The sequence below is a fragment of the Mycobacterium sp. genome, from assembly GCF_046091765.1.
Classification (GTDB): Bacteria; Actinomycetota; Actinomycetes; order Mycobacteriales; family Mycobacteriaceae; genus Mycobacterium.
The window spans coordinates 40,063-57,647 of the sequence record NZ_JBJTCF010000135.1 but is presented as its reverse complement, the minus strand read 5'-3'; the positions used below and the strand labels follow the sequence as shown (position 1 = coordinate 57,647).

Annotated in this window: 20 protein-coding genes; 10 read left to right on the top strand and 10 right to left on the bottom strand. The window is 69.9% G+C overall.

What is annotated here, in order from left to right; translation table 11 throughout:
• Positions 1–90: 90 nt before the first annotated feature.
• The 4 genes from ACKOB8_RS15680 to ACKOB8_RS15665 are packed head-to-tail and all read left to right on the top strand — an operon-like array spanning position 91 to position 3,338.
• Complete coding sequence (locus ACKOB8_RS15680; RefSeq protein ID WP_526378939.1) at positions 91–405, top strand: DUF3349 domain-containing protein; 315 nt, start codon at positions 91–93, stop codon at positions 403–405.
• Between the two features lie 50 nt (positions 406–455).
• Complete coding sequence (gene menE, locus ACKOB8_RS15675) at positions 456–1,568, top strand: o-succinylbenzoate--CoA ligase (protein WP_526378937.1); 1,113 nt, start codon at positions 456–458, stop codon at positions 1,566–1,568.
• 53 nt (positions 1,569–1,621) lie between these two features.
• Positions 1,622–2,326 (top strand): response regulator transcription factor, encoded by a 705-nt coding sequence (locus ACKOB8_RS15670; RefSeq protein WP_526378903.1) that lies wholly within the window; start codon positions 1,622–1,624, stop codon positions 2,324–2,326.
• Positions 2,313–3,338, top strand: a complete 1,026-nt coding sequence (locus ACKOB8_RS15665) for a sensor histidine kinase (RefSeq protein WP_526378901.1) — start codon at positions 2,313–2,315, stop codon at positions 3,336–3,338. The genes ACKOB8_RS15670 and ACKOB8_RS15665 overlap by 14 nt, the downstream gene beginning before the upstream one ends.
• A gap of 21 nt (positions 3,339–3,359) precedes the next feature.
• On the opposite strand, the gene ACKOB8_RS15660 is transcribed toward ACKOB8_RS15665, so the two are convergent.
• Together ACKOB8_RS15660 and ACKOB8_RS15655 are read right to left on the bottom strand one after the other, a co-directional pair.
• Positions 3,360–3,608 carry a hypothetical protein gene (locus ACKOB8_RS15660; protein WP_526378899.1) on the bottom strand — a complete coding sequence of 83 codons (249 nt, stop codon included), beginning with the start codon at positions 3,606–3,608 and terminating at the stop codon, positions 3,360–3,362.
• A gap of 106 nt (positions 3,609–3,714) precedes the next feature.
• The gene (locus ACKOB8_RS15655) at positions 3,715–4,845 is read right to left on the bottom strand and encodes a nitronate monooxygenase (RefSeq protein ID WP_526378897.1); all 1,131 of its coding nucleotides are present in this window, start codon (positions 4,843–4,845) and stop codon (positions 3,715–3,717) included.
• Between the two features lie 134 nt (positions 4,846–4,979).
• Between ACKOB8_RS15655 and ACKOB8_RS15650 the strand changes: the two genes are divergently transcribed.
• Positions 4,980–5,249, top strand: coding sequence for a hypothetical protein (locus tag ACKOB8_RS15650; RefSeq protein ID WP_526378895.1), 270 nt, complete (start codon positions 4,980–4,982; stop codon positions 5,247–5,249).
• A 29-nt stretch (positions 5,250–5,278) separates the two neighbouring features.
• Complete coding sequence (locus ACKOB8_RS15645) at positions 5,279–6,151, top strand: 1,4-dihydroxy-2-naphthoate polyprenyltransferase (RefSeq protein WP_526378893.1); 873 nt, start codon at positions 5,279–5,281, stop codon at positions 6,149–6,151.
• On the opposite strand, the gene ACKOB8_RS15640 is transcribed toward ACKOB8_RS15645, so the two are convergent.
• Positions 6,148–6,441 (bottom strand): DUF4229 domain-containing protein, encoded by a 294-nt coding sequence (locus ACKOB8_RS15640; RefSeq protein WP_526378935.1) that lies wholly within the window; start codon positions 6,439–6,441, stop codon positions 6,148–6,150. The two genes, ACKOB8_RS15645 and ACKOB8_RS15640, sit on opposite strands and share 4 nt — an antisense overlap.
• A gap of 99 nt (positions 6,442–6,540) precedes the next feature.
• On the opposite strand from ACKOB8_RS15640, the gene ACKOB8_RS15635 reads away from it, so the two are divergent.
• A complete protein-coding gene (locus ACKOB8_RS15635; protein WP_526378891.1) occupies positions 6,541–6,699 on the top strand; it encodes a hypothetical protein in 159 nt (52 codons plus the stop codon).
• Between the two features lie 16 nt (positions 6,700–6,715).
• Here ACKOB8_RS15635 and ccsB read toward each other — a convergent pair whose 3' ends face one another.
• The 6 genes from ccsB to hemL are packed head-to-tail and all read right to left on the bottom strand — an operon-like array spanning position 6,716 to position 12,542.
• Complete coding sequence (gene ccsB / locus ACKOB8_RS15630; RefSeq protein WP_526378889.1) at positions 6,716–7,720, bottom strand: c-type cytochrome biogenesis protein CcsB; 1,005 nt, start codon at positions 7,718–7,720, stop codon at positions 6,716–6,718.
• Entirely contained in the window at positions 7,717–9,258 is a 1,542-nt protein-coding gene (gene resB / locus ACKOB8_RS15625; RefSeq protein ID WP_526378887.1) for a cytochrome c biogenesis protein ResB, read from the bottom strand. The genes ccsB and resB overlap by 4 nt, the downstream gene beginning before the upstream one ends.
• Positions 9,255–10,010 (bottom strand): cytochrome c biogenesis CcdA family protein, encoded by a 756-nt coding sequence (locus ACKOB8_RS15620; RefSeq protein ID WP_526378884.1) that lies wholly within the window; start codon positions 10,008–10,010, stop codon positions 9,255–9,257. Before ACKOB8_RS15620 ends, resB begins: the two co-directional genes overlap by 4 nt.
• Complete coding sequence (locus ACKOB8_RS15615; RefSeq protein WP_526378882.1) at positions 10,007–10,597, bottom strand: TlpA disulfide reductase family protein; 591 nt, start codon at positions 10,595–10,597, stop codon at positions 10,007–10,009. The genes ACKOB8_RS15620 and ACKOB8_RS15615 overlap by 4 nt, the downstream gene beginning before the upstream one ends.
• 11 nt (positions 10,598–10,608) lie before the next feature.
• Positions 10,609–11,199 carry a histidine phosphatase family protein gene (locus ACKOB8_RS15610; protein WP_526378933.1) on the bottom strand — a complete coding sequence of 197 codons (591 nt, stop codon included), beginning with the start codon at positions 11,197–11,199 and terminating at the stop codon, positions 10,609–10,611.
• Between the two features lie 35 nt (positions 11,200–11,234).
• On the bottom strand, positions 11,235–12,542 hold the full coding sequence (gene hemL / locus ACKOB8_RS15605; RefSeq protein ID WP_526378880.1) for a glutamate-1-semialdehyde 2,1-aminomutase: 1,308 nt from the start codon (positions 12,540–12,542) through the stop codon (positions 11,235–11,237).
• Positions 12,543–12,638: 96 nt separating this feature from the next.
• Between hemL and ACKOB8_RS15600 the strand changes: the two genes are divergently transcribed.
• Genes ACKOB8_RS15600 through ACKOB8_RS15590 form a run of 3 tightly spaced genes read left to right on the top strand, consistent with a single transcriptional unit; the run spans position 12,639 to position 15,441 of the window.
• The gene (locus ACKOB8_RS15600; RefSeq protein WP_526378878.1) at positions 12,639–12,941 is read left to right on the top strand and encodes a FeoA family protein; all 303 of its coding nucleotides are present in this window, start codon (positions 12,639–12,641) and stop codon (positions 12,939–12,941) included.
• Positions 12,938–14,896 (top strand): ferrous iron transporter B, encoded by a 1,959-nt coding sequence (gene feoB / locus ACKOB8_RS15595; protein ID WP_526378876.1) that lies wholly within the window; start codon positions 12,938–12,940, stop codon positions 14,894–14,896. Before ACKOB8_RS15600 ends, feoB begins: the two co-directional genes overlap by 4 nt.
• On the top strand, positions 14,893–15,441 hold the full coding sequence (locus ACKOB8_RS15590) for a NifU family protein (protein WP_526378874.1): 549 nt from the start codon (positions 14,893–14,895) through the stop codon (positions 15,439–15,441). The genes feoB and ACKOB8_RS15590 overlap by 4 nt, the downstream gene beginning before the upstream one ends.
• Positions 15,442–15,445: 4 nt before the next feature.
• Here ACKOB8_RS15590 and ACKOB8_RS15585 read toward each other — a convergent pair whose 3' ends face one another.
• Positions 15,446–17,575, bottom strand: a complete 2,130-nt coding sequence (locus ACKOB8_RS15585) for a heavy metal translocating P-type ATPase (protein ID WP_526378872.1) — start codon at positions 17,573–17,575, stop codon at positions 15,446–15,448.
• Positions 17,576–17,585 lie beyond the last annotated feature (10 nt).

Here is a 17,585-nt window from a genome sequence, read left to right as displayed (position 1 = left end):
GTCGGTGTGCGACGGTGCCGGGATCGTCTGCCGAAGTGGGATCTGAGCGCCTACGATCGGGTTCGCGTGGCAGGTTTGGAGGTGACACGGGTGAACCGATTCCTCAGCAGCATCGTGTCCTGGCTACGGACCGGCTACCCCGACGGGGTGCCCGAACAGGACTACCTGCCGATCCTGGCCCTGCTGTCGCGTGGCCTGAGCAAAGCCGAGATCACCCAGATCGCCCGCGAGCTCAAGGACGTGCCGATCCTGGGTTACGTCGACATCGGCGCGGAGATCCTCCGGATCACCGACGGGTTGCCCTCACCCGCCGACATCGAGAGGGTGCGGGCCCGACTCGCCAAGTACGGGTGGCCGCTTGACCATCAGCGCAACCGCGGCGACCTGAACGGGGACGGGGAATAGCTGCCCTGCGCGCGCTCGCGATCCCGCCCGGTCCGTCGGCGCTGTCGCTGCTGGCCGCCGTGGAGGGCGTACTCGACGGGCGCGACTCTCCGCTGGCGCCGGTCCCGGCGGGTGATCTGCGATCCAGCGACGTGCTGACGGCCGCGCTGCGCGTCGGTGAACAGATCGATGACGACGTCGCCCTGGTGATCGCCACCTCCGGAACCACCGGCGTACCGAAGGGAGCGATGCTCACCGCGTCGGCGTTGATCGCGTCCGCTTCGGCCTCCCATGACCGGCTCGGCGGACCGGGGACCTGGCTGCTGGCCCTGCCGGGCTACCACATCGCGGGCATGCAGGTTCTGGTGCGCAGCGTGCTAGCGGGCACCATCCCGGTCGAAGTGGACATCTCCGCGGGCTTCGATCCGGCCGAATTACCCAGGGCGGTCGATCAATTGGGTTCCGGGCGAGCCTATATCGCCATGGTTGCGGCACAGTTGGCCAAAGCCTTGGAGAATCCCGAGGCTGTCGCGGCACTCACGCAACTCGACGCGGTACTGCTGGGCGGCGGGCCGGCACCGGCGACGGTGCTCGCGGCTGCGGCGGACGCGGGAATCTCGGTCGTGCGCAGCTACGGCTCCAGCGAGACCGCCGGTGGTTGCGTCTACGACGGGGTGCCGCTGGACGGCGTCCGGTTGCGGATCGACGAAACCGACGACACCGGCACGGGACGGATCGTGGTGGGTGGCCCGACCCTGGCCAAGGGCTACCGCAACCCGCCCCGGCCCGACCCGTTCGCCGAGCCCGGCTGGTTTCTCACCAGTGACCTGGGCGTGCTGGAGTCGGGGGTGCTGCGGGTTGCGGGCCGGGCCGACGACGCGATCAGCACCGGCGGGCTGACGGTCCTGCCCGAGTCGGTGGAGGCGGTTCTGGTGCGGCATCCCGCGATCGCCGACTGCGCGGTCTTCGGTGTGCCCGATGACCGGCTCGGCCAGCGGGTGGCCGTCGCGGTGATTGTCGACACGTTTTCAGACCCCCCGACTCTGGCGGAACTGAGGGACTTCGTGAGCCAGACGCTGGACCGCACGGCTGCGCCGCGCGAGTTGCACATCGTCGACGACCTGCCCCGCAGTGGGATCGGGAAACTCGACCGCCGCGGACTGGCGCACCGCTTCCCGGCGTGACAAAAGCATGACGAAGAGCAGGTGGCGATGCCCGCGGCGCTACCCTCGTCTCTGTGGCCGCCCGTGTCCTGATCGCCGATGACGACGTCGTCGTGCGCGACGTGGTGCGGCGCTACCTCGAGCGCGACGGTCTCGAAGTGCGGGTCGCCGGAGACGGTAACGAGGCGCTGCGGGTGCTGGGGACCGAGAAGATCGACGTCGCTGTGCTCGATGTGATGATGCCGGGGCCCAACGGTCTGTCGCTGTGCCGAACGTTGCGGCAGGGCGGCGATTACACGGTGCCGGTGATTCTGCTGACCGCACTCAGCGAGGAGGACGATCGGATCGCGGGTCTGGAGGCGGGTGCCGACGACTACCTCACCAAGCCGTTCAGCCCGCGCGAGCTCGCGCTGCGGGTGCGCTCGGTGCTTCGGCGCGCACCCGCCCCGTCGGCAGCGCTGCCCCTGGAGATCTCGGTCGGTGAACTGACCGTGTCCACCGCGTCGCGGTCGGTCTCGGTGGGCGGCGAACCGATCGGACTGACCAACCGGGAGTTCGACCTGCTGCTGTTCTTCCTGACCCACACCGACACCGTCTTCTCCCGGGAGGAGTTGCTGAAACGGGTGTGGAATTGGGATTTCGGCGATCTCTCGACGGTCACCGTCCACGTCAAGCGCCTGCGGTCCAAGCTCGGTGAGCACCACCGCGTGCAGACGGTCTGGGGCCGCGGCTACCTGTGGCGCGGCGAGGCCGGCGGCGGCGACCGTGTTACCGCATAAGCTCACCGAGATCGCTCTGCTGGCACTCGGCTGCTCACTGCCGGTGGTGCTGATCGGCGGTCTGGTGATCCGGCTGGCCCGGTCGTGGTCACTGACGGTCAGCACGGTCGCCCTCGTCCTCATCCCCACACTTGCCACCTTCGCCGGGGTGTTCTGCGCCAGCCAGTTCATGGCCGGCGCCACCTTCCAGGCGATCGCGGTGGTGCTGGCTGTGGTGGCGGTCGTGACCCTGCCGGCCGCGATGATGCTCGCCCGCTATCAGGCTCGGCGCATGGTGTGGGAGCAGGAGATCCGCGAGGCCGAGCGCGCCGCCGAACAGTCCCGCCGCCAGCTGGTCGCGTTCGTCAGCCACGACCTGCGCACACCGCTGGCCGGTATCCGCGCGCTGTCGGAGGCCATCGCCGACGGCGTGGTCAGCCCGGCCGAGGTGCGCTCGCAGGCCAAGCGCATCGAGCAGGAGAGCGTTCGGCTCTCGGAGATGGTCGACGACTTGTTCGAGATGGCGAAGATCAATGCCGGCGCGGTGAGTGCACCCTACGAGCGGGTCGCCCTCGATGAGGTCGTCGACGACGTGCTCACCACCCACCGCATCGCCGCCGAACGGGCGGGAGTCGCACTGGAGGCCGAACTGCCGCCGCGGCCGGTGCGGGTGGTCGGCAGCGACCGCGCGCTGGTGCGGGTGCTGTCCAACCTGGTGGCCAACGCCATTGCGCACACACCTGCCGGGGGCACGGTGAAACTGGCCGTCGGTGCGGACCGGGACGGGGCGTGGGCGCGGGTCGACGACACCGGAGTCGGTATCGACGCCGCCGACCTGCCCCGGGTGTTCGACGTCGCCTACCGCGGCTCGAACAACCGGGTCCCCCGCGAGGACTCGTCGCTACCCAGCGGTTCGGGGCTGGGACTGGCGATCGCCGCCGGTCTGGTCCGGGCCCACCGTGGGACGCTGTCGGCGCACAACCTCGCCTGCGGCGCACGGTTCGAGGTCCGGCTGCCGCTGGCGGCGGGGTGAGCGCTCGTTGGTCGGGTACAGCTAGTTGGTCAGGTACAGGTAGTAGAGACCGTCATCTCCCTGGGTGCATTGCCAGGCCGAGTAGGCGTCGTTGTTCTGTGCGATCTGCACCTCCGGTCCGTCGGCCTGGCAGGCCGCGAGGGTGGCGTAGTTGCCGTCGACCTGCACTGAGTCGGCGGCGGCGATGCCGATTCCCGGGCCGATTCCCAGGCCTAAACCCGACGCCAGCAGTGCGCCCAGTAGACCGGTGCCCGCGATTGATTTGCGCATGAAGAACTCCTTTCCACAGCCTGTGTCCGCCCAGTAGTAGCGAAACGCGACTGACTGCATTGCCGAATGGGGAAATCGTTATCTCGGGGCCGGGGCCCGCGACCATTCAGTCTTCGAGTGTTCGGCACAGCCGTTCGGCCGCGGCGACGTAGTCCTCGATGAATTCCAGGACGACGTCGCGCGCGGGCTTGATCTTGTTCATCAGGCCGACGCCCTGGCCGACGAAATAGGTGGACAGCGCCTGGGCACCGGGGTGTCCGCCCTGGGCGAGTTTGTCGATGCGCCGCAGCGCCGGTTCGGCGACCATGGCCTGCAGCGGGAGCGGAAGGGGCTGGCGTCCGCCGGGGCTGGGCGCCCACGCGTCGGTCCAGTCCGAGCGCAGCTGGCGTGACGGTTTGCCGGTGCGACCCGCCGAGCGCACCGTGTCGCGCGAGGAGGCGGCCAGCATCTTCTGCTTGGTGTGCGGGGCGGTCTCGGCCTCCTCGGTCGTCAGCCACACCGAACCCGTCCAGGCGCCTGCCGCTCCCATCGCGACCGCGGCCGCCATCTGGCGTCCGGTCACGATTCCGCCGGCCGCCAACACCGGCACCTCACTGCCGCCGGGGATCTGTGCAATCGCGTCCAGCACCTCGGGAATCAGGACCAGGGTGGTGACCTCACCACAGTGCCCACCCGCCTCGGTACCCTGCGCGACGATGAGGTCGACACCGGCGTGCACCTGTTTGATCGCATGCTCTTTGGCGCCCACCAGGGCCGCAACCGGGATACCGCGTTGCTTGCCGGCCTCGATCATGTAGTCCGGCGGGACACCCAGCGCGTTGGCCATCAGCGCGATCGGATGATTCAGCGAGACCTCCAGCAGGCTCTCGCCGGTGTCGCCGGCCAGCGCCGAGGAGCCGACCCGAATCTCCTCGGTCTCGATGTCGTGGTCGGCCAGCAGGGCGTTGATGAAGTCCCGATGCTCTCCGGGTATGCGGTCAGCGAGCTGGTCGAAGGTCAGGTTCTCCCCCTTCCCCTCGTACTTCGCGGGCACGATGATGTCGACCCCGTACGGCCTCCCGTTGACGTGGTCGTCGATCCAGCTCAACTCCTGCTCGAGTTGGTCGGGCCGGAAGGCCACGCCGCCGAGCACGCCGAATCCACCGGCATTGGTCACCGCGGCGACGACGTCGCGGCAGTGGCTGAAGGCGAACAGGGGAAACTCGATGCCGAAGCGCTCGCAGATCTCTGTTTTCACCCCGCCAGTATGCGCCGTTGGCGGCTGGCCCTCACCGTCCGCTCCCACCGCCTGGTAACAGCCGGGAACCGGCCGGCGATAGCACCCTAGGATCGGTATCAGCCGGGGGCAGACCGGCGGGAAAGGAACCCACAATGAGCATGACGATCGTACGACGAAGCGCCCCGGCTGTCGCGGGCGCAGCCCTCGGGCTGATGGCCCTGATCGGGCTGACTCCCGCCGGGACAGCGGATAGCGGGTTCACCCCGCTCACGCCGCCGACTACCAGCGGTGCGCCCAGTTACGCGCCGGCGAACCCGGTGGACTGCACCGACCCCAACAATGCGGTCAACTGCCAGTCTCCCCCGATCGACTCGCCGCTGGTCGTCGGGACCGCCGAACCCGGCTCCCCCTACCGGGACTGACGCCGGTCGGCCTGACCGGCCCCGCCACCATGGCCAGCTTCGCCCAATGGATGGAAGGCGCACGCCCGCGCACCCTTCCCACCGCGCTCGCCCCGGTGATCGCCGGGACCGGGGCAGCGGCGTGGCTGCACGCGGCCGTCTGGTGGAAGGCGTTGCTGGCTCTGGTTGTGGCGTCGGCCCTGGTGGTCGGGGTCAATTACGCCAACGACTACTCCGACGGCATCCGCGGCACCGACGACGTGCGAGCCGGTCCGGTGCGACTCGTGGGCGCCCGCCTGGCCGCCCCGCGCGCCGTGCTGGCCGCGGCGGTGATCAGCTTCGGAATCGGATCGGTTGCCGGCCTGGTACTGGCCCTGGCCAGCGCACCGTGGTTGATCGGGGTCGGGGCGCTGTGCATCGCGGCGGCATGGCTGTACACCGGGGGTTCGCGTCCGTACGGCTACGCCGGTTTCGGCGAGGTCGCGGTGTTCTGGTTCTTCGGACCGCTCGCGGTGCTGGGCACGCAGTTCACCCAGGCGCTGCGTGTCGACTGGGTGGGGGCGGCGCTGGCGGTCGCCGTCGGCGCGATGTCGACGGCGGTGCTGGTGGCCAACAACCTGCGGGACATCCCGACCGATGAGTCGGCGGGCAAGATCACCCTGGCGGTGCGGCTCGGCGACGGCCGGACCCGGGTGCTCTACCGGACACTGTTGGCGCTGGCCGCAGTCGTCACCGCGGTCGTGTCGGCCGCGACGCCCTGGTGTGCGGCGGGCTTTCTTGCCGCACCGCTCGCCCTCCGGGCAGCGGGTCCGGTGCGGCGCGGCCTCGGCGGTCCCGACCTGATACCGGTGCTGCGCGACACCGGCCTGACCCTGCTGGTGTGGTCGGTGGCCGTCGCGGCCGGCCTGACGTTGGGCGCCTAGCGGCCGGCCGACTGCCCGGGTGGGTCTTCGCCGCTCAGCCTGGCCCGCAGTTGTTCGCGTTCACGGCGGCGGCGCTGATCGACCTCGGCGATACCCGTGGAGGCGCGACGGCGCAGCGGGGCCAGCAGCCACACCCCCAGCGGCAGCGAGATCACGATGCCGAACAGCAGGGCGACCACCAGGGGCATCTCGCCGACCCCGATGAGCCGGGCCACCAGCAGGATCGCCACGGTCAGCACAGCCACCATCACCAGCCGGGCAAGGGTGTAGAGCGCGATGTCGCGCAGCATCCGGCCGACGGATGCGCCGTCGGCGCCGGGACCCTGCTCGACCACGGAACCGAGCCTACCGACACGCGCGTATATTCGATCTGTAGGAGGTTTGTTCCCGTGCTCTACCTGCTGATCATCGTGTTCTTCGTCGCGCTGGCCTACGTCGGCTGGCGGCTGGTGCGCACCCAGAACGAGCAGCCCTCCCGTCGGGTGATCGGGCCGGACGACGACCCGGACTTCCTTCGTCGGCTCGGCCGCGGCGACAAGCCGCGCTAGCCGCTCTTCCCGGTCCTCAGCCGACTCCGGCGTAGGAGTGCAGACCCACCGTCACCAGGTTGATGAAGAACAGGTTGAACACCATCGCGACGAACCCGACGACGTTGATCCACGCCGCCCTGCGATCGCGCCAGCCTGCTGTCGACCGCGCGTGCAGGTAGGCGGCGTAGATCACCCAGGCCACGAAGGACACCGTCTCCTTGGGGTCCCACCCCCAGTAGCGGCCCCAGGCCTCCTCGGCCCAGATCGCGCCGAAGATGACCCCGAAGCCGAAGACCGGGAACGCGAAGATCGTCGTGCGGTAGGCGATCCGGTCCAACGTCTGAGCGTCCGGAAGCCGGGCGGCGATCCGCGCCAGCGGACCGGTCGCCTCGGAGCCGGGATCGCCGGCGCGCATCTTGATCAGGAACAGGATGCTGGCCACCCCCGAAACCAGGAACACCCCTGATCCCAGGCTGACGACTGAGACGTGGATGGGGAGCCAGTAGGACTGCAGGGCGGGCATCACCGGAGCGGCGTGGGTGTAGAGCCAGCGGCCCGAAACCGTCAGCAGGATGAGCACCGGTACCAGCACGAAGACCCACAGGCTGCGGAACTGCTCCTTGCGCAGCACGACGGCGGCGGCGACCAGGCCGCAGAAACTCGTCAGGTTGATGAACTCGTACATGTTGCCCCAGGGCACTCGGCTGGTGGCCAGCCCACGCAGCACGATGCAGGCGAACAGCAGCGCGATGCCGACGTACACCAGCGCCAGGCCGGCTCGCCCGATGCGCTGCACGAGCGGGGTCGCCGGGGTCTCGACGACGACACCCGGCCGGTCACCGTCGGTCCTCACTGCCTCGGTCGCCGCCCCGGTCGCTGAGCCGGCCGCGACGAGTTGACGCCGTTCGGATCGCCGCACGCGGCTGGACGCCAACTCCACCGACAGCAGGACCAGCGCCAGCACGAGCACGATGACCGAGGCGGTGAAGGTCGCGTCGGAGTACCGGGCCAGGCCGATATCGATGTGCTCGGTGTTCATTCGACCTCCGCGACTCGCCGGGCCAACCGGTCGAACTCGCCCCCCCAACCGGAGTTGTCGGTGCGGGCCAGCCCACCCAGTTCAACCTTCACCGTACCGGGCTGGCCGGGGGCGATCCGAGCCCACACCCGACGGCGGCGAACGGTCAGCGACACCAGCAGACCGCCCATCATCGTCAGCGCCGACACCAGCACCCAGACCTGAGCCGGATCGTGGGAGACCTGAATGTTGACGAACGGCGTGGCGCCGTCGAAGCGCACGACGGTGCCGTCGTCGAGTCGCACCTGCTGACCGAGTGCGAGGTTGATCCGCTTGACCTTGTTGAGCCGCTTCTGCTCGATGAGCCGGTGGTCCAGGGCGAACAGCGACTGCGGGCGACCGGTGTCCAGACCCGCGTCGCCGCGGTAGATGTCGATGGCGACGGCAGGGTCGCGCAGTTCGGGAAAGCTCGACGAGAGCAGCGTGCCGTCGAGCTGCTGGGTCGGCGCGAGCAGCCCGGTGACGGCGATCTGGTGTTTGCGGCGCTGGTCTGCGGGATAGAGACCGGGCGGCGGATCGAAACGAACCACCCCCGACGACAGCAGTGTCTGGGCGTCTTCGGGCTGCCACTGGACGGTCTGCGTCCGGGTTTCGCCATTGGGGAAAACCACGGTGAACGACGGCGCGTAGCCGTGGCCCTGCAGATAAACCCGGTCTCCACCGACGCGCAGCGGCCGATTCACCTCCAGCCGGTAGGGACGCCAGGTCGCCGACGCGAGATCCGCTCCTGCCTGGTAGTCGATGTCGGCCGCGAACGAGGTCGCCTGGCCGGTCGGCAGATAGCGGGCCGCAAAGTCGTTGACGCGCACACAGATCGGATAGAGGTTGGTCCCGTCGACGGTGTTGCCGGCCCGAAACGAGTCGAAGGCCGCCGGAGATGCCGAACAGAAGCCGGGGCCGCTGTTGGCGATCACGACGACATTGCCCTCGTAACCGAACAGCTTGCCCGCGGCGACCGCGACGAGCAGGCCCAGCAGCGAGAAGTGGAAGACGATATTGCCGAATTCACGGAGGTAGCCCCGCTCGGCGGAGATCTCGGTGACACCGTCAGTGGTGCGAACGGCCTGCCGCCAGCCGCGCAGATCGGTCACCACCCGCGCTGACACTGTCTGCACCGAGCCGGCCACCTCGGCGTGTGCGTGTTTGGGCATCCGGCCCAGGTTGCGCGGCGCCGGCACCGGACTGGCCCGCAGACTGCGCAGGTGCTCAATCGTGCGCGGAGTCAGGCAGCCGACCAGGGATATGAAGAGTAAGACGTAGATCGCGGTGAACCAGCTACTGGAAAACACGTCGAAGAACTGCAGGCGGTCCAGCCACGGGCCGAGGACCGGGTGCTCGGCGAGGTAGGCGGCCACCTTGGTCTCGTTGAGACTGCGCTGGGGCAGCAGCGCTCCCGGCACCGCGGCCAGCGCCAGCAGGAACAGCAGCGCCAGTGCGGTCCCCATCGACGTCAGGGCGCGCCAGGCGGTACGCGCCCGGGCCACCACGGCGTTCGTCATATCGGCAGCCTGACATCACTGACGAAGGCGTCGCGCACCCAGGAGAGGAAATCACCCCATAACCCGGTCAGCAACGCCGCACCGACAGCGACCAGCAGCACACCGCCGGTGACCTGGATCGCCCGGCTGTGGCGGCGCAGCCAGTCCAGTGCCCCGACCGCCCAGCCCGAGCCGATCGCCAACAGCACGAACGGGATGCCCAGCCCCAGGCAGTAGGCGACGACCAGGGCGACTCCGCGCGCGACACTGGCGCCGTCGGTCGCGGATGCCACGGCGATCACCCCGGTCAGAGTCGGGCCCAGGCACGGCGTCCATCCCAGCGCGAACACCGCGCCGAGCAGCGGGGCACCGGCCAAGCCCGCGATCCGCACCGGCGCGAAGCGGGCCTGGCGCTGCAGTGCCGGGACGAAACCGATGAACACCACACCCATCAGAATTGTCAGCACACCCCCGACTCGCTGCAAGACCAGCTGGTTGGTGATCAGCGACGTGGTCATACCGAGCACCGCCACGGTACCGAGCAGGAAGACGACGGTGAAGCCGGTCACGAACAGAATCGCCGAACCGGCGACGCGCCACCGGCGGCGCGTTTCGCCTCCGGAGTCACCGACGACCGCCGCCAGATAGGACAGGTAGCCCGGCACCAGCGGGACGACGCAGGGCGACGCGAAGGACACCAGTCCCGCCAATGCGCACAGGCCGAGCGCCAGCAGCATCGGACCGGCGGCGGCGGTCTCGGCGAAGCCGGTCACGTCGGTTGCGGCTTCGGCGCCGGCTCGGCCGCCAGGCGTCGAACCAGCGGCAGCAGATCCTCGGCGAGCAGTTCGCGCAGGAACACGGCCGCCACCCGGTGTTCGCGATCGAGCACCACCGTCGAGGGGATGACGGTGGTCGGGTACTTACCGCCGAAGGCGATCATGGTGCGCATCGCGGGGTCGTAGAGCGAGGGAAAGCTGATCCCGCGATCGGTGACGAAGTCACGCGGGGCGTCAATATCGTTGTCGCGCACATTGATTCCGAGAAATGCGACGCCGGAGTCGCGGGTCTCGTCGTACGCCTTCTGCAGCTGGATCATCTCCGAACGGCATGGCCCGCACCACTGCCCCCAGATGTTGATGACCACGACCTGATCAGTGAAGTTCTCGAGTGAGATCGTGCGCCCGGTATCCATCAGGTCGGGTCCGGACAGCGGACCCGGCCTGCCTCGATCGGCCGGCGGGTCGTAGACGATGTCGGTCCTGCCGCCGGGAGAGACGAATTCGAAGGTGCCCCCCTGCGCCACGGCGTCGTCACCGGTGGAGCAGCCGGCAAGCAGCACCGCCGTAACGGCCAGCAGCACTGAATATGACCTCACCGCCCGGCGAGCTCCGCGTATCCCCAGCCGACGTACTGGTCGCCCTCGTCGCCGCCGAAGTAGAACGACGTCAGCGAGGCCAGGTTGCACATTCTTCTGGTCGGGAAGTGATGCAGCGGCTCAGCGTTCATCGCACGCCGCAAAGTCTCGACCGGCAACTGGTGGCTGACGCAGACCGCCTCGCGACCGGCGGCCTTGACCCGGGCCCGCTCCAGGGCGGCCGACATGCGTGCGGCGACCTCCCGGTAGGGCTCCCCCCACGACGGGGCGCGCGGATTCCGCAAATGCCACCAGTTGCGAGGGTCGCGCAGGGCGCCGTCGCCCGGTGAGATCCGCTCGCCCTGGAAAACGTTGTGGGATTCGATCAGTGACTCGTCGGTGTCGATCGCCAGGCCGTGGCGGGCGGCGATCGGGGCTGCGGTCTCCTGGGCCCGCTCCAGCGGAGAGGCGACCACGTAGGCCACATCGCGCTTGGCCAGCCAGTCTGCGACCGCTTCCGCCTGGGCGAGGCCCCGCTCGGAGAGGTGGTAGTCGGGCAGTCGCCCGTAGAGGATCCCCTCGGGGTTGTGCACCTCGCCGTGGCGCATCACATGGACGACGGTCCGCAGGTCTGGGCGATCCGTCACGACGGCCTCGCCTGCGCCGCCGCCCGTGCGGCACCGGGCAGCGCGGTCGCGATCCGATCGAAGGCGGCATCATCGAGCACCGCCGAGACGAACCAGGTCTCGAAGGCACTCGGGGGCGGGTACACCCCGGCATCCAGCAGGGCGTGGAAGAACGCCGGGAAACGCCACGTTTCGCTCGCGCGTGCCGCGGAGAAGTCGGTGACCGGTTCGTCGGCGAAGAACACCGACAGGAAGTTTCCGGCGCGGGGAACCTGGTGCGGCACACCGGCTCCGGTGAGCGCTTCGGTCAGCAGCGCGGCGAGGCGTTCGGCGTTGGCGTCGAGGGCGGCGTAGATCGCGTCGTCGGCGTGGCGCAGGGTGGCCAGCCCGGCCGCCACCGCCACCGGGTTACCGGACAGCGTCCCGGCCTGATACACCGGTCCGAGCGGGGCCAGTCGCTCCATGACCTCGGCGCGGCCGCCGAATGCCGCGGCCGGCAAGCCGCCGCTCATCACCTTGCCGAAGGTGAACAGGTCGGCATCCACCGGATCGAGTCCGTACCAGCCCGACCTGCTGACCCGGAATCCGGTCATCACCTCGTCGATGATCAGCAGCGCCCCGTGGTCGGCGGTGATCCGCCGCAGCGCGGCGTTGAATCCGGGCGCCGGCGCCACCGTGCCCATGTTCCCCGGGCAGGATTCGGTGATCACCGCCGCGATGGACTCGCCGAAGCGGCTGAAGGACTCCTCGACCGCGGCGACGTCGTTGTAGCCCAGGACGATCGTGTCGGCGGCGGTGGCACCGGTCACGCCTGGCGAGGACGGCAGACCCAGGGTGGCCACTCCCGAGCCGGCGTCGGCCAGCAGGGCGTCGACGTGGCCGTGGTAGCACCCGGAGAATTTCACGATTTTGGACCGGCCGGTGAAACCGCGGGCCAACCGCACCGCGCTCATCGTCGCCTCGGTTCCGGAGTTCACCAGGCGCACCCGCTGCACCGGCGCGACGCGGTCGACGATTTCTGCAGCCAGGTCGGTCTCGCCGGCGGTGGGGGCTCCGAACGACAGTCCCTCCGCGGCGGCCCGCTGGACCGCGTCGACCACCGCCGGGTGTGCGTGGCCGAGAATCATCGGGCCCCACGAGCAGATCAGATCGACGTAGCGGTTGCCGTCGGCGTCGGTGAGCCAGTAGCCCTTCGCCGAGGTGATGTAGCGGGGCGTCCCGCCCACCGCGGAGAAGGCCCGCACCGGTGAGTTCACTCCGCCGGGGATCACCGCTGCCGCCTCGGCGAAAAGTTTGGCGGAGACGGAGGGGGTGGTTGCGGCCATGGTCCCCATACTTCCAGTCGCGTTCGCGCCGCCGATCGCGGTGCGGCGGGGAAGGCTCCCCGAGATCGGTTAGTGAGGGTAGGCTAATCTTACCCAATGTCGTCGATCTCCGAGCGGATGCGCCGCCGTCGCCTGCCGGCGGGCGTGACCGACGGCACGAGCTGCCCGACGATGGCCGGACTTGCCCGCGGTCAGCGCGCCACCGTGGTCGGCTACGGCAACGAGGTCGAGCCCAGCACCGCGCGGCGATTCTTCGACCTGGGCATCGTCCCCGGCGTCACGGTCACGGTGGTGCGCCGGGCGCCGTTGGGCGACCCGGTGATCTATCGCATCGGGGAGGCCGAGTTCGCGTTGCGCGACTCCCAGTCGCGCGCCATCTACGTGGAACCGGCCCGGTGAGCGGGCATCACCACCACCATCAGGGCGGCGGTGCACCGGCGAACCTCGGACTCACCCGCTTCGTCATGGTGGGGAGCCCCAACTCGGGCAAGACCACCCTGTTCAACTCCCTGACCGGGCTGCACGCCAAGACCGGCAACTACCCCGGAGTGACCGTGGCGAGGTTCGAGGGACGGACCCAACTCGCCGACGCCGCCGAGGTCGTCGTCGAGGATCTGCCCGGCGCCTACAGCCTGGACCCGATCAGTCCCGACGAGCAGATCGTGGTCGACGTGCTCGACACCGACGGCAGCAACCCGGACCTCGACAACCCCGACGCGATGCTGGTCCTGCTCAACGCAACCACGCTGCGCCGTTCGCTGGGCCTGCTGGCCCAGGTGCTGCAGACCGGTCTGCCCGCCTGCGTCGTGCTGACCTTCACCGACGACCTGGCGCGGCGAAACGGGCACCTCGACGTCGCCGCACTGAGTCGCGCACTGGGGGTGCCGGTCGTGCCGGTCGTGGCCGGGCACCGCAGCGGCGTGGAGACGCTGCGCGCGACGATGGCCGAGTACCGGTCCTGGAGTGCGCCGGTGATTCCCCCGCCGACCGATGCCGCGGAGTTGGCGGGCTGGATCGACTCGGTGCTCACCGCGGGGAGCTACCGGCTGCCCGTGGTCGACACGCGCACCCGCACCATCGACTCCGTATTGCTGCAGCCGGTGCTGGGGACCGTGGTCTTCCTGCTGACGATGTTCGTGTTCTTCCAGACGATCTTCACCGTGGCCGCTCCGCTGCAGGGTTACGTGGAAAGTTTCTTCGGCTGGCTGGGCGAGTCAGCGGCCACGCGGATACCGGTCCCCTGGCTGGCGGCGTTCCTGTCCCAGGCGATCATCGGCGGGGTGGGCTCGGTGCTGGTGTTCCTGCCGCAGATCGTGCTGCTGTTCATTCTCATCGCGATTCTCGAGGGCACCGGGTACCTCGCCCGGGCCGCGTTCCTGATGGACCGGGTGATGGGCCGGGTCGGCCTGGAGGGCCGCGCGTTCGTCGCGCTGCTGTCCTCGGTGGCCTGCGCGATCCCCGGGATCATGGCCACCCGCTCGCTCCCGTCGGCGCGCGATCGCCTCGCCACCATGATGGGTGCACCGCTGATGACCTGCTCGGCGCGCCTGCCGGTCTACATCCTGCTGGTGAGCATGCTGCTACCGGCGGAGGCCAGGATCGGACCCGTCAACGCCCGCGGTGCGGTGATGTTCGTTCTCTATCTCCTGGGGGCGATCTCGGCGATGCTCACCGCGGCGCTGTTCAAGAGATTCGCCTCCCGCTCCGGCCCGATGCTGCCGTTCTACCTGGAGATGCCGCCCTACCAGGTGCCGCGGTTGCGCACGGTCGTCGCGGAGGTGTCCACCGCGGCGATGGCCTTCCTGCGCAAGGTCACCACGATCATCATGGCGGCGACGGTGGTGCTGTGGGTGCTGCTGAACCTGCCGTTGCGCAGCGAGCAGGAGTTGACGGCGGCCGGCGTGGACACCGGCGACGAAGCAGCCGTCGCCAGCTACGTGCTGGAGAACTCCTACGCCGCCGCCGTGGGCCACGCCGTCGCGCCGGTCTTCGAACCGCTCGGCTTCGACTGGCGGATCAACATCGGAATCCTGTCCTCGCTGGCCGCCCGGGAGGTCTTCGTCGCAACGATGGGCCAGGTTGCCGCCGCCGAGGACGTGGAGAACCCGGAAGCGGCGCTCGCCGCGATGCGCATGGAGACCGGCCCGCAGGCGGGCCGGCCGTTGTTCGACGCGCCGACTATCGCTGCGCTGCTGGTGTTCTTCGCCTACGCGCTGCAGTGCATGTCCACGGTGGCGGTGCTGCGCAGGGAGAGCGGTTCGTGGAAGTGGCCTGCGCTGGCGTTCGGCTATATGTTCGCCCTCGCGTGGGGGCTGGCCCTGACGGCCCGCACGATTGTGGCCGCACTCTGGTGATCGCCGTTCACCCCGAGAGGGTGGCCGGCGACCCCGACGTCGTGCGCTGGGTGGTGCCGCCGGGGATACTCCCGGTCGGCCGGTTGCGCCGGGCGCCGGGACGGCTCGGCGAGATGCTGGCCGACGGAACCCTCACCGGCGGTCTGGTCGAGCACACCGCGGTCTGGCTGTGGGCGGGCGCGGACCGGTCCTGGTCAACCCTCGGCGCACCGGTTCGCTCGGCCCTGCTCGACGCGCTCGGCGCGCCCGGGCCGGGGTGGGACGTGGAGCCGGCGGCGGGCGAGGTCCTGCAGCGGGTCATCGCGGACGTGCTCGACGGCTCGGTCGGTGATTTCGTGCGCTCGCACGGTGGCTCGGTGTCCGCGCGGCGCTCCGGCGACACGGTCGCCCTCGAGCTCGGCGGCGCCTGCGAGCACTGCCCCGCCGCCACCCACACCCTGCGGTTGCGGCTGCAGACCGCGCTGCGCCTGCGCTGCCCCGACCTTGTCGAGGTCGGGTCCGGTGGCGGGCATCTGGTCCTGGCGCTGCGGTCGGGTCTTCGCTGACCGGTCACCGGAATCGCTTGAGCCGCAGACTGTTGGCGACCACGAACAGCGACGACAGGGCCATGGCGGCCCCGGCGATCATCGGGTTGAGCAACCCCAGCGCGGCCAACGGGATCGCCGCGACGTTGTAGCCGAAGGCCCAGACGAGATTCTGCTTGATGACGCGCAGGGTGCGCGCCGACAGCCGAAGCGCGACCGGCACCGTCCGCAGATCACCGCGGACCAGCGTGATGTCGCCGGCCTCGATCGCCGCGTCGGTACCCGTGCCCATCGCCAGACCGATGTCCGCGGTGGCCAGGGCCACCGAGTCGTTGACGCCGTCGCCGACCATCGCCACCCGGCGTCCGCCGGCCTGCAACTCCTCGACCGCGTCGGCCTTCTGTGCGGGCAACACCCCGGCGATGACGTCGTGCGGGGCGATACCGACCTCGGAGGCCACCCGGGCGGCCACCGCCTGGTTGTCACCGGTGAGCAGGATCGGCGTGATGCCCAGCGCCTTGAGTTCGGCGATCGCGTCGGCACTGCTCGGCTTGACCGCATCGGACAGCCGGATCACCCCGCGGCGGCGGCCCGCCCAACTCACCGCCACCGAGGTGCTTCCGTCGCTGTCCGGCGCCCGGGCCACCTGCACCGCCACGCCGTCGACCACACCGCGCACCCCGGTCCCGGGTTCGTTGACGAAGTCGGCGACCGGCGCGAGGGGAAGCCCCCGCTCACGGGCGAGAGCCACGATCGCGGCGGCCACCGGATGCTCAGACGCCGCCTCCACCGCTGCCGCCCGAGCGAGCACGTCCTCGGCGACTTCACCCGGTTCGGGCACCACGTCCTGCACTCCCATGTCACCGGTGGTGACGGTGCCGGTCTTGTCCAGCACGACGGTGTCGATCCCGGATACCGTCTCGAGCACCTGGGGTTTCTTGATCAGCACGCCAAGTTGGGCACCGCGGCCGGTACCCACCAGGATGGCCGTCGGGGTGGCCAGGCCGAGTGCGCACGGGCAGGCGATGATCAGCACCGCGACCGCAGCGGTGAAGGCGGCGGCGGCCGAATGGCCGGTCAGCAGCCACCCGGCCAGGGTCAATCCCGCGATCACCAGGACCGTCGGCACGAATACCGCCGACACGCGGTCGGCGAGCCGCTCGATCGAGGCCTTGCCGCTCTGCGCGGCGGCCACCATCGCGGCCATCCGGGACAGTTGGGTGTCGGCGCCGACCCGCTTGGCGCGCACCAGGATTCGGCCGAAGGTGTTGACCGAGCCGCCGAGCACCTCGTCGCCGGCGCGGACGTCGACGGGCATCGATTCACCGGTCATCGCCGAGGTGTCCAGCGCGGAGGTGCCGTCGATGACGACGCCGTCGGTGGCCAGCCGTTCACCGGGGCGCACCACCAGAACGTCGCCGACTGTCAGCGAGTCCGCCGCCACGCGAACCTCCGCACCGTCACGGAGCACGACGGCGTCCTTGGCCGCCAGCGACAGCAGGGCCCGCAGCGCCGCACCGGCGGAGCGCTTCGCGGCGCTCTCCGACCAGCGTCCGGCGAGCAGGAACACCGTCACCACCGCGGCGACTTCGAAGTAGACATGCCCGCCGAACCCGCCGACGAGCACCACCACCGACCACAGGTAGGCGGCCAGCGTTCCCAGCGACACCAGGGTGTCCATCGTCGAGGTGCCGTGCCGGGCACCGTTGAGGGCGGCCGCATGGAACGGATACCCGCCCCAGAACACGATCGGCGTCGCCAGCGCCAGCGCCAGCCACTGCCAGCCGGGGAACTGCCAGGGCATCACCATCGACAGCGCGACCACCGGCAGGGCCAGCGCTGCGGAGACGATCAGCCGCGGACGCAGCTGTTCGGTCGGCAGGTCGTGGTCCATGTGGTTATGACCGGCACCGTGGTTATGACCGGCACCGTGGTCATGACCGGCACCGCCCAGAACCTCGGCCCGGTATCCGGCGGCCGCCACGGCGCGAAGGAGATCCTCGGGGGCGACCTGCGGGTCGTGCTCGACGTGAGCCTGTTCGAGGACGAAGTTCACCGAGGCGTGCACCCCGTCGAGTTTGTTCAGACCACGCTCGACGTGTCCGGCGCAGGAGGCGCAGGTCACCCCGATGAGACGCAGATCCGTTGCCGTCATGCCGCCCAAT

Coding starts and splice junctions, on each gene's coding strand:
- ACKOB8_RS15660 (WP_526378899.1), bottom strand. CDS start 3,608: ATGCGCAAATCAATCGCGGGCACCGGTCTACTGGGCGCACTGCTGGCG.
- hemL (WP_526378880.1), bottom strand. CDS start 12,542: ATGGCCGCAACCACCCCCTCCGTCTCCGCCAAACTTTTCGCCGAGGCG.
- resB (WP_526378887.1), bottom strand. CDS start 9,258: ATGACGAACGCCGTGGTGGCCCGGGCGCGTACCGCCTGGCGCGCCCTG.
- ACKOB8_RS15600 (WP_526378878.1), top strand. CDS start 12,639: ATGTCGTCGATCTCCGAGCGGATGCGCCGCCGTCGCCTGCCGGCGGGC.
- ACKOB8_RS15640 (WP_526378935.1), bottom strand. CDS start 6,441: ATGCTGCGCGACATCGCGCTCTACACCCTTGCCCGGCTGGTGATGGTG.
- ACKOB8_RS15585 (WP_526378872.1), bottom strand. CDS start 17,575: ATGACGGCAACGGATCTGCGTCTCATCGGGGTGACCTGCGCCTCCTGC.
- ACKOB8_RS15610 (WP_526378933.1), bottom strand. CDS start 11,199: ATGCGCCACGGCGAGGTGCACAACCCCGAGGGGATCCTCTACGGGCGA.
- ACKOB8_RS15650 (WP_526378895.1), top strand. CDS start 4,980: ATGAGCATGACGATCGTACGACGAAGCGCCCCGGCTGTCGCGGGCGCA.
- ACKOB8_RS15645 (WP_526378893.1), top strand. CDS start 5,279: ATGGCCAGCTTCGCCCAATGGATGGAAGGCGCACGCCCGCGCACCCTT.
- ccsB (WP_526378889.1), bottom strand. CDS start 7,720: ATGAACACCGAGCACATCGATATCGGCCTGGCCCGGTACTCCGACGCG.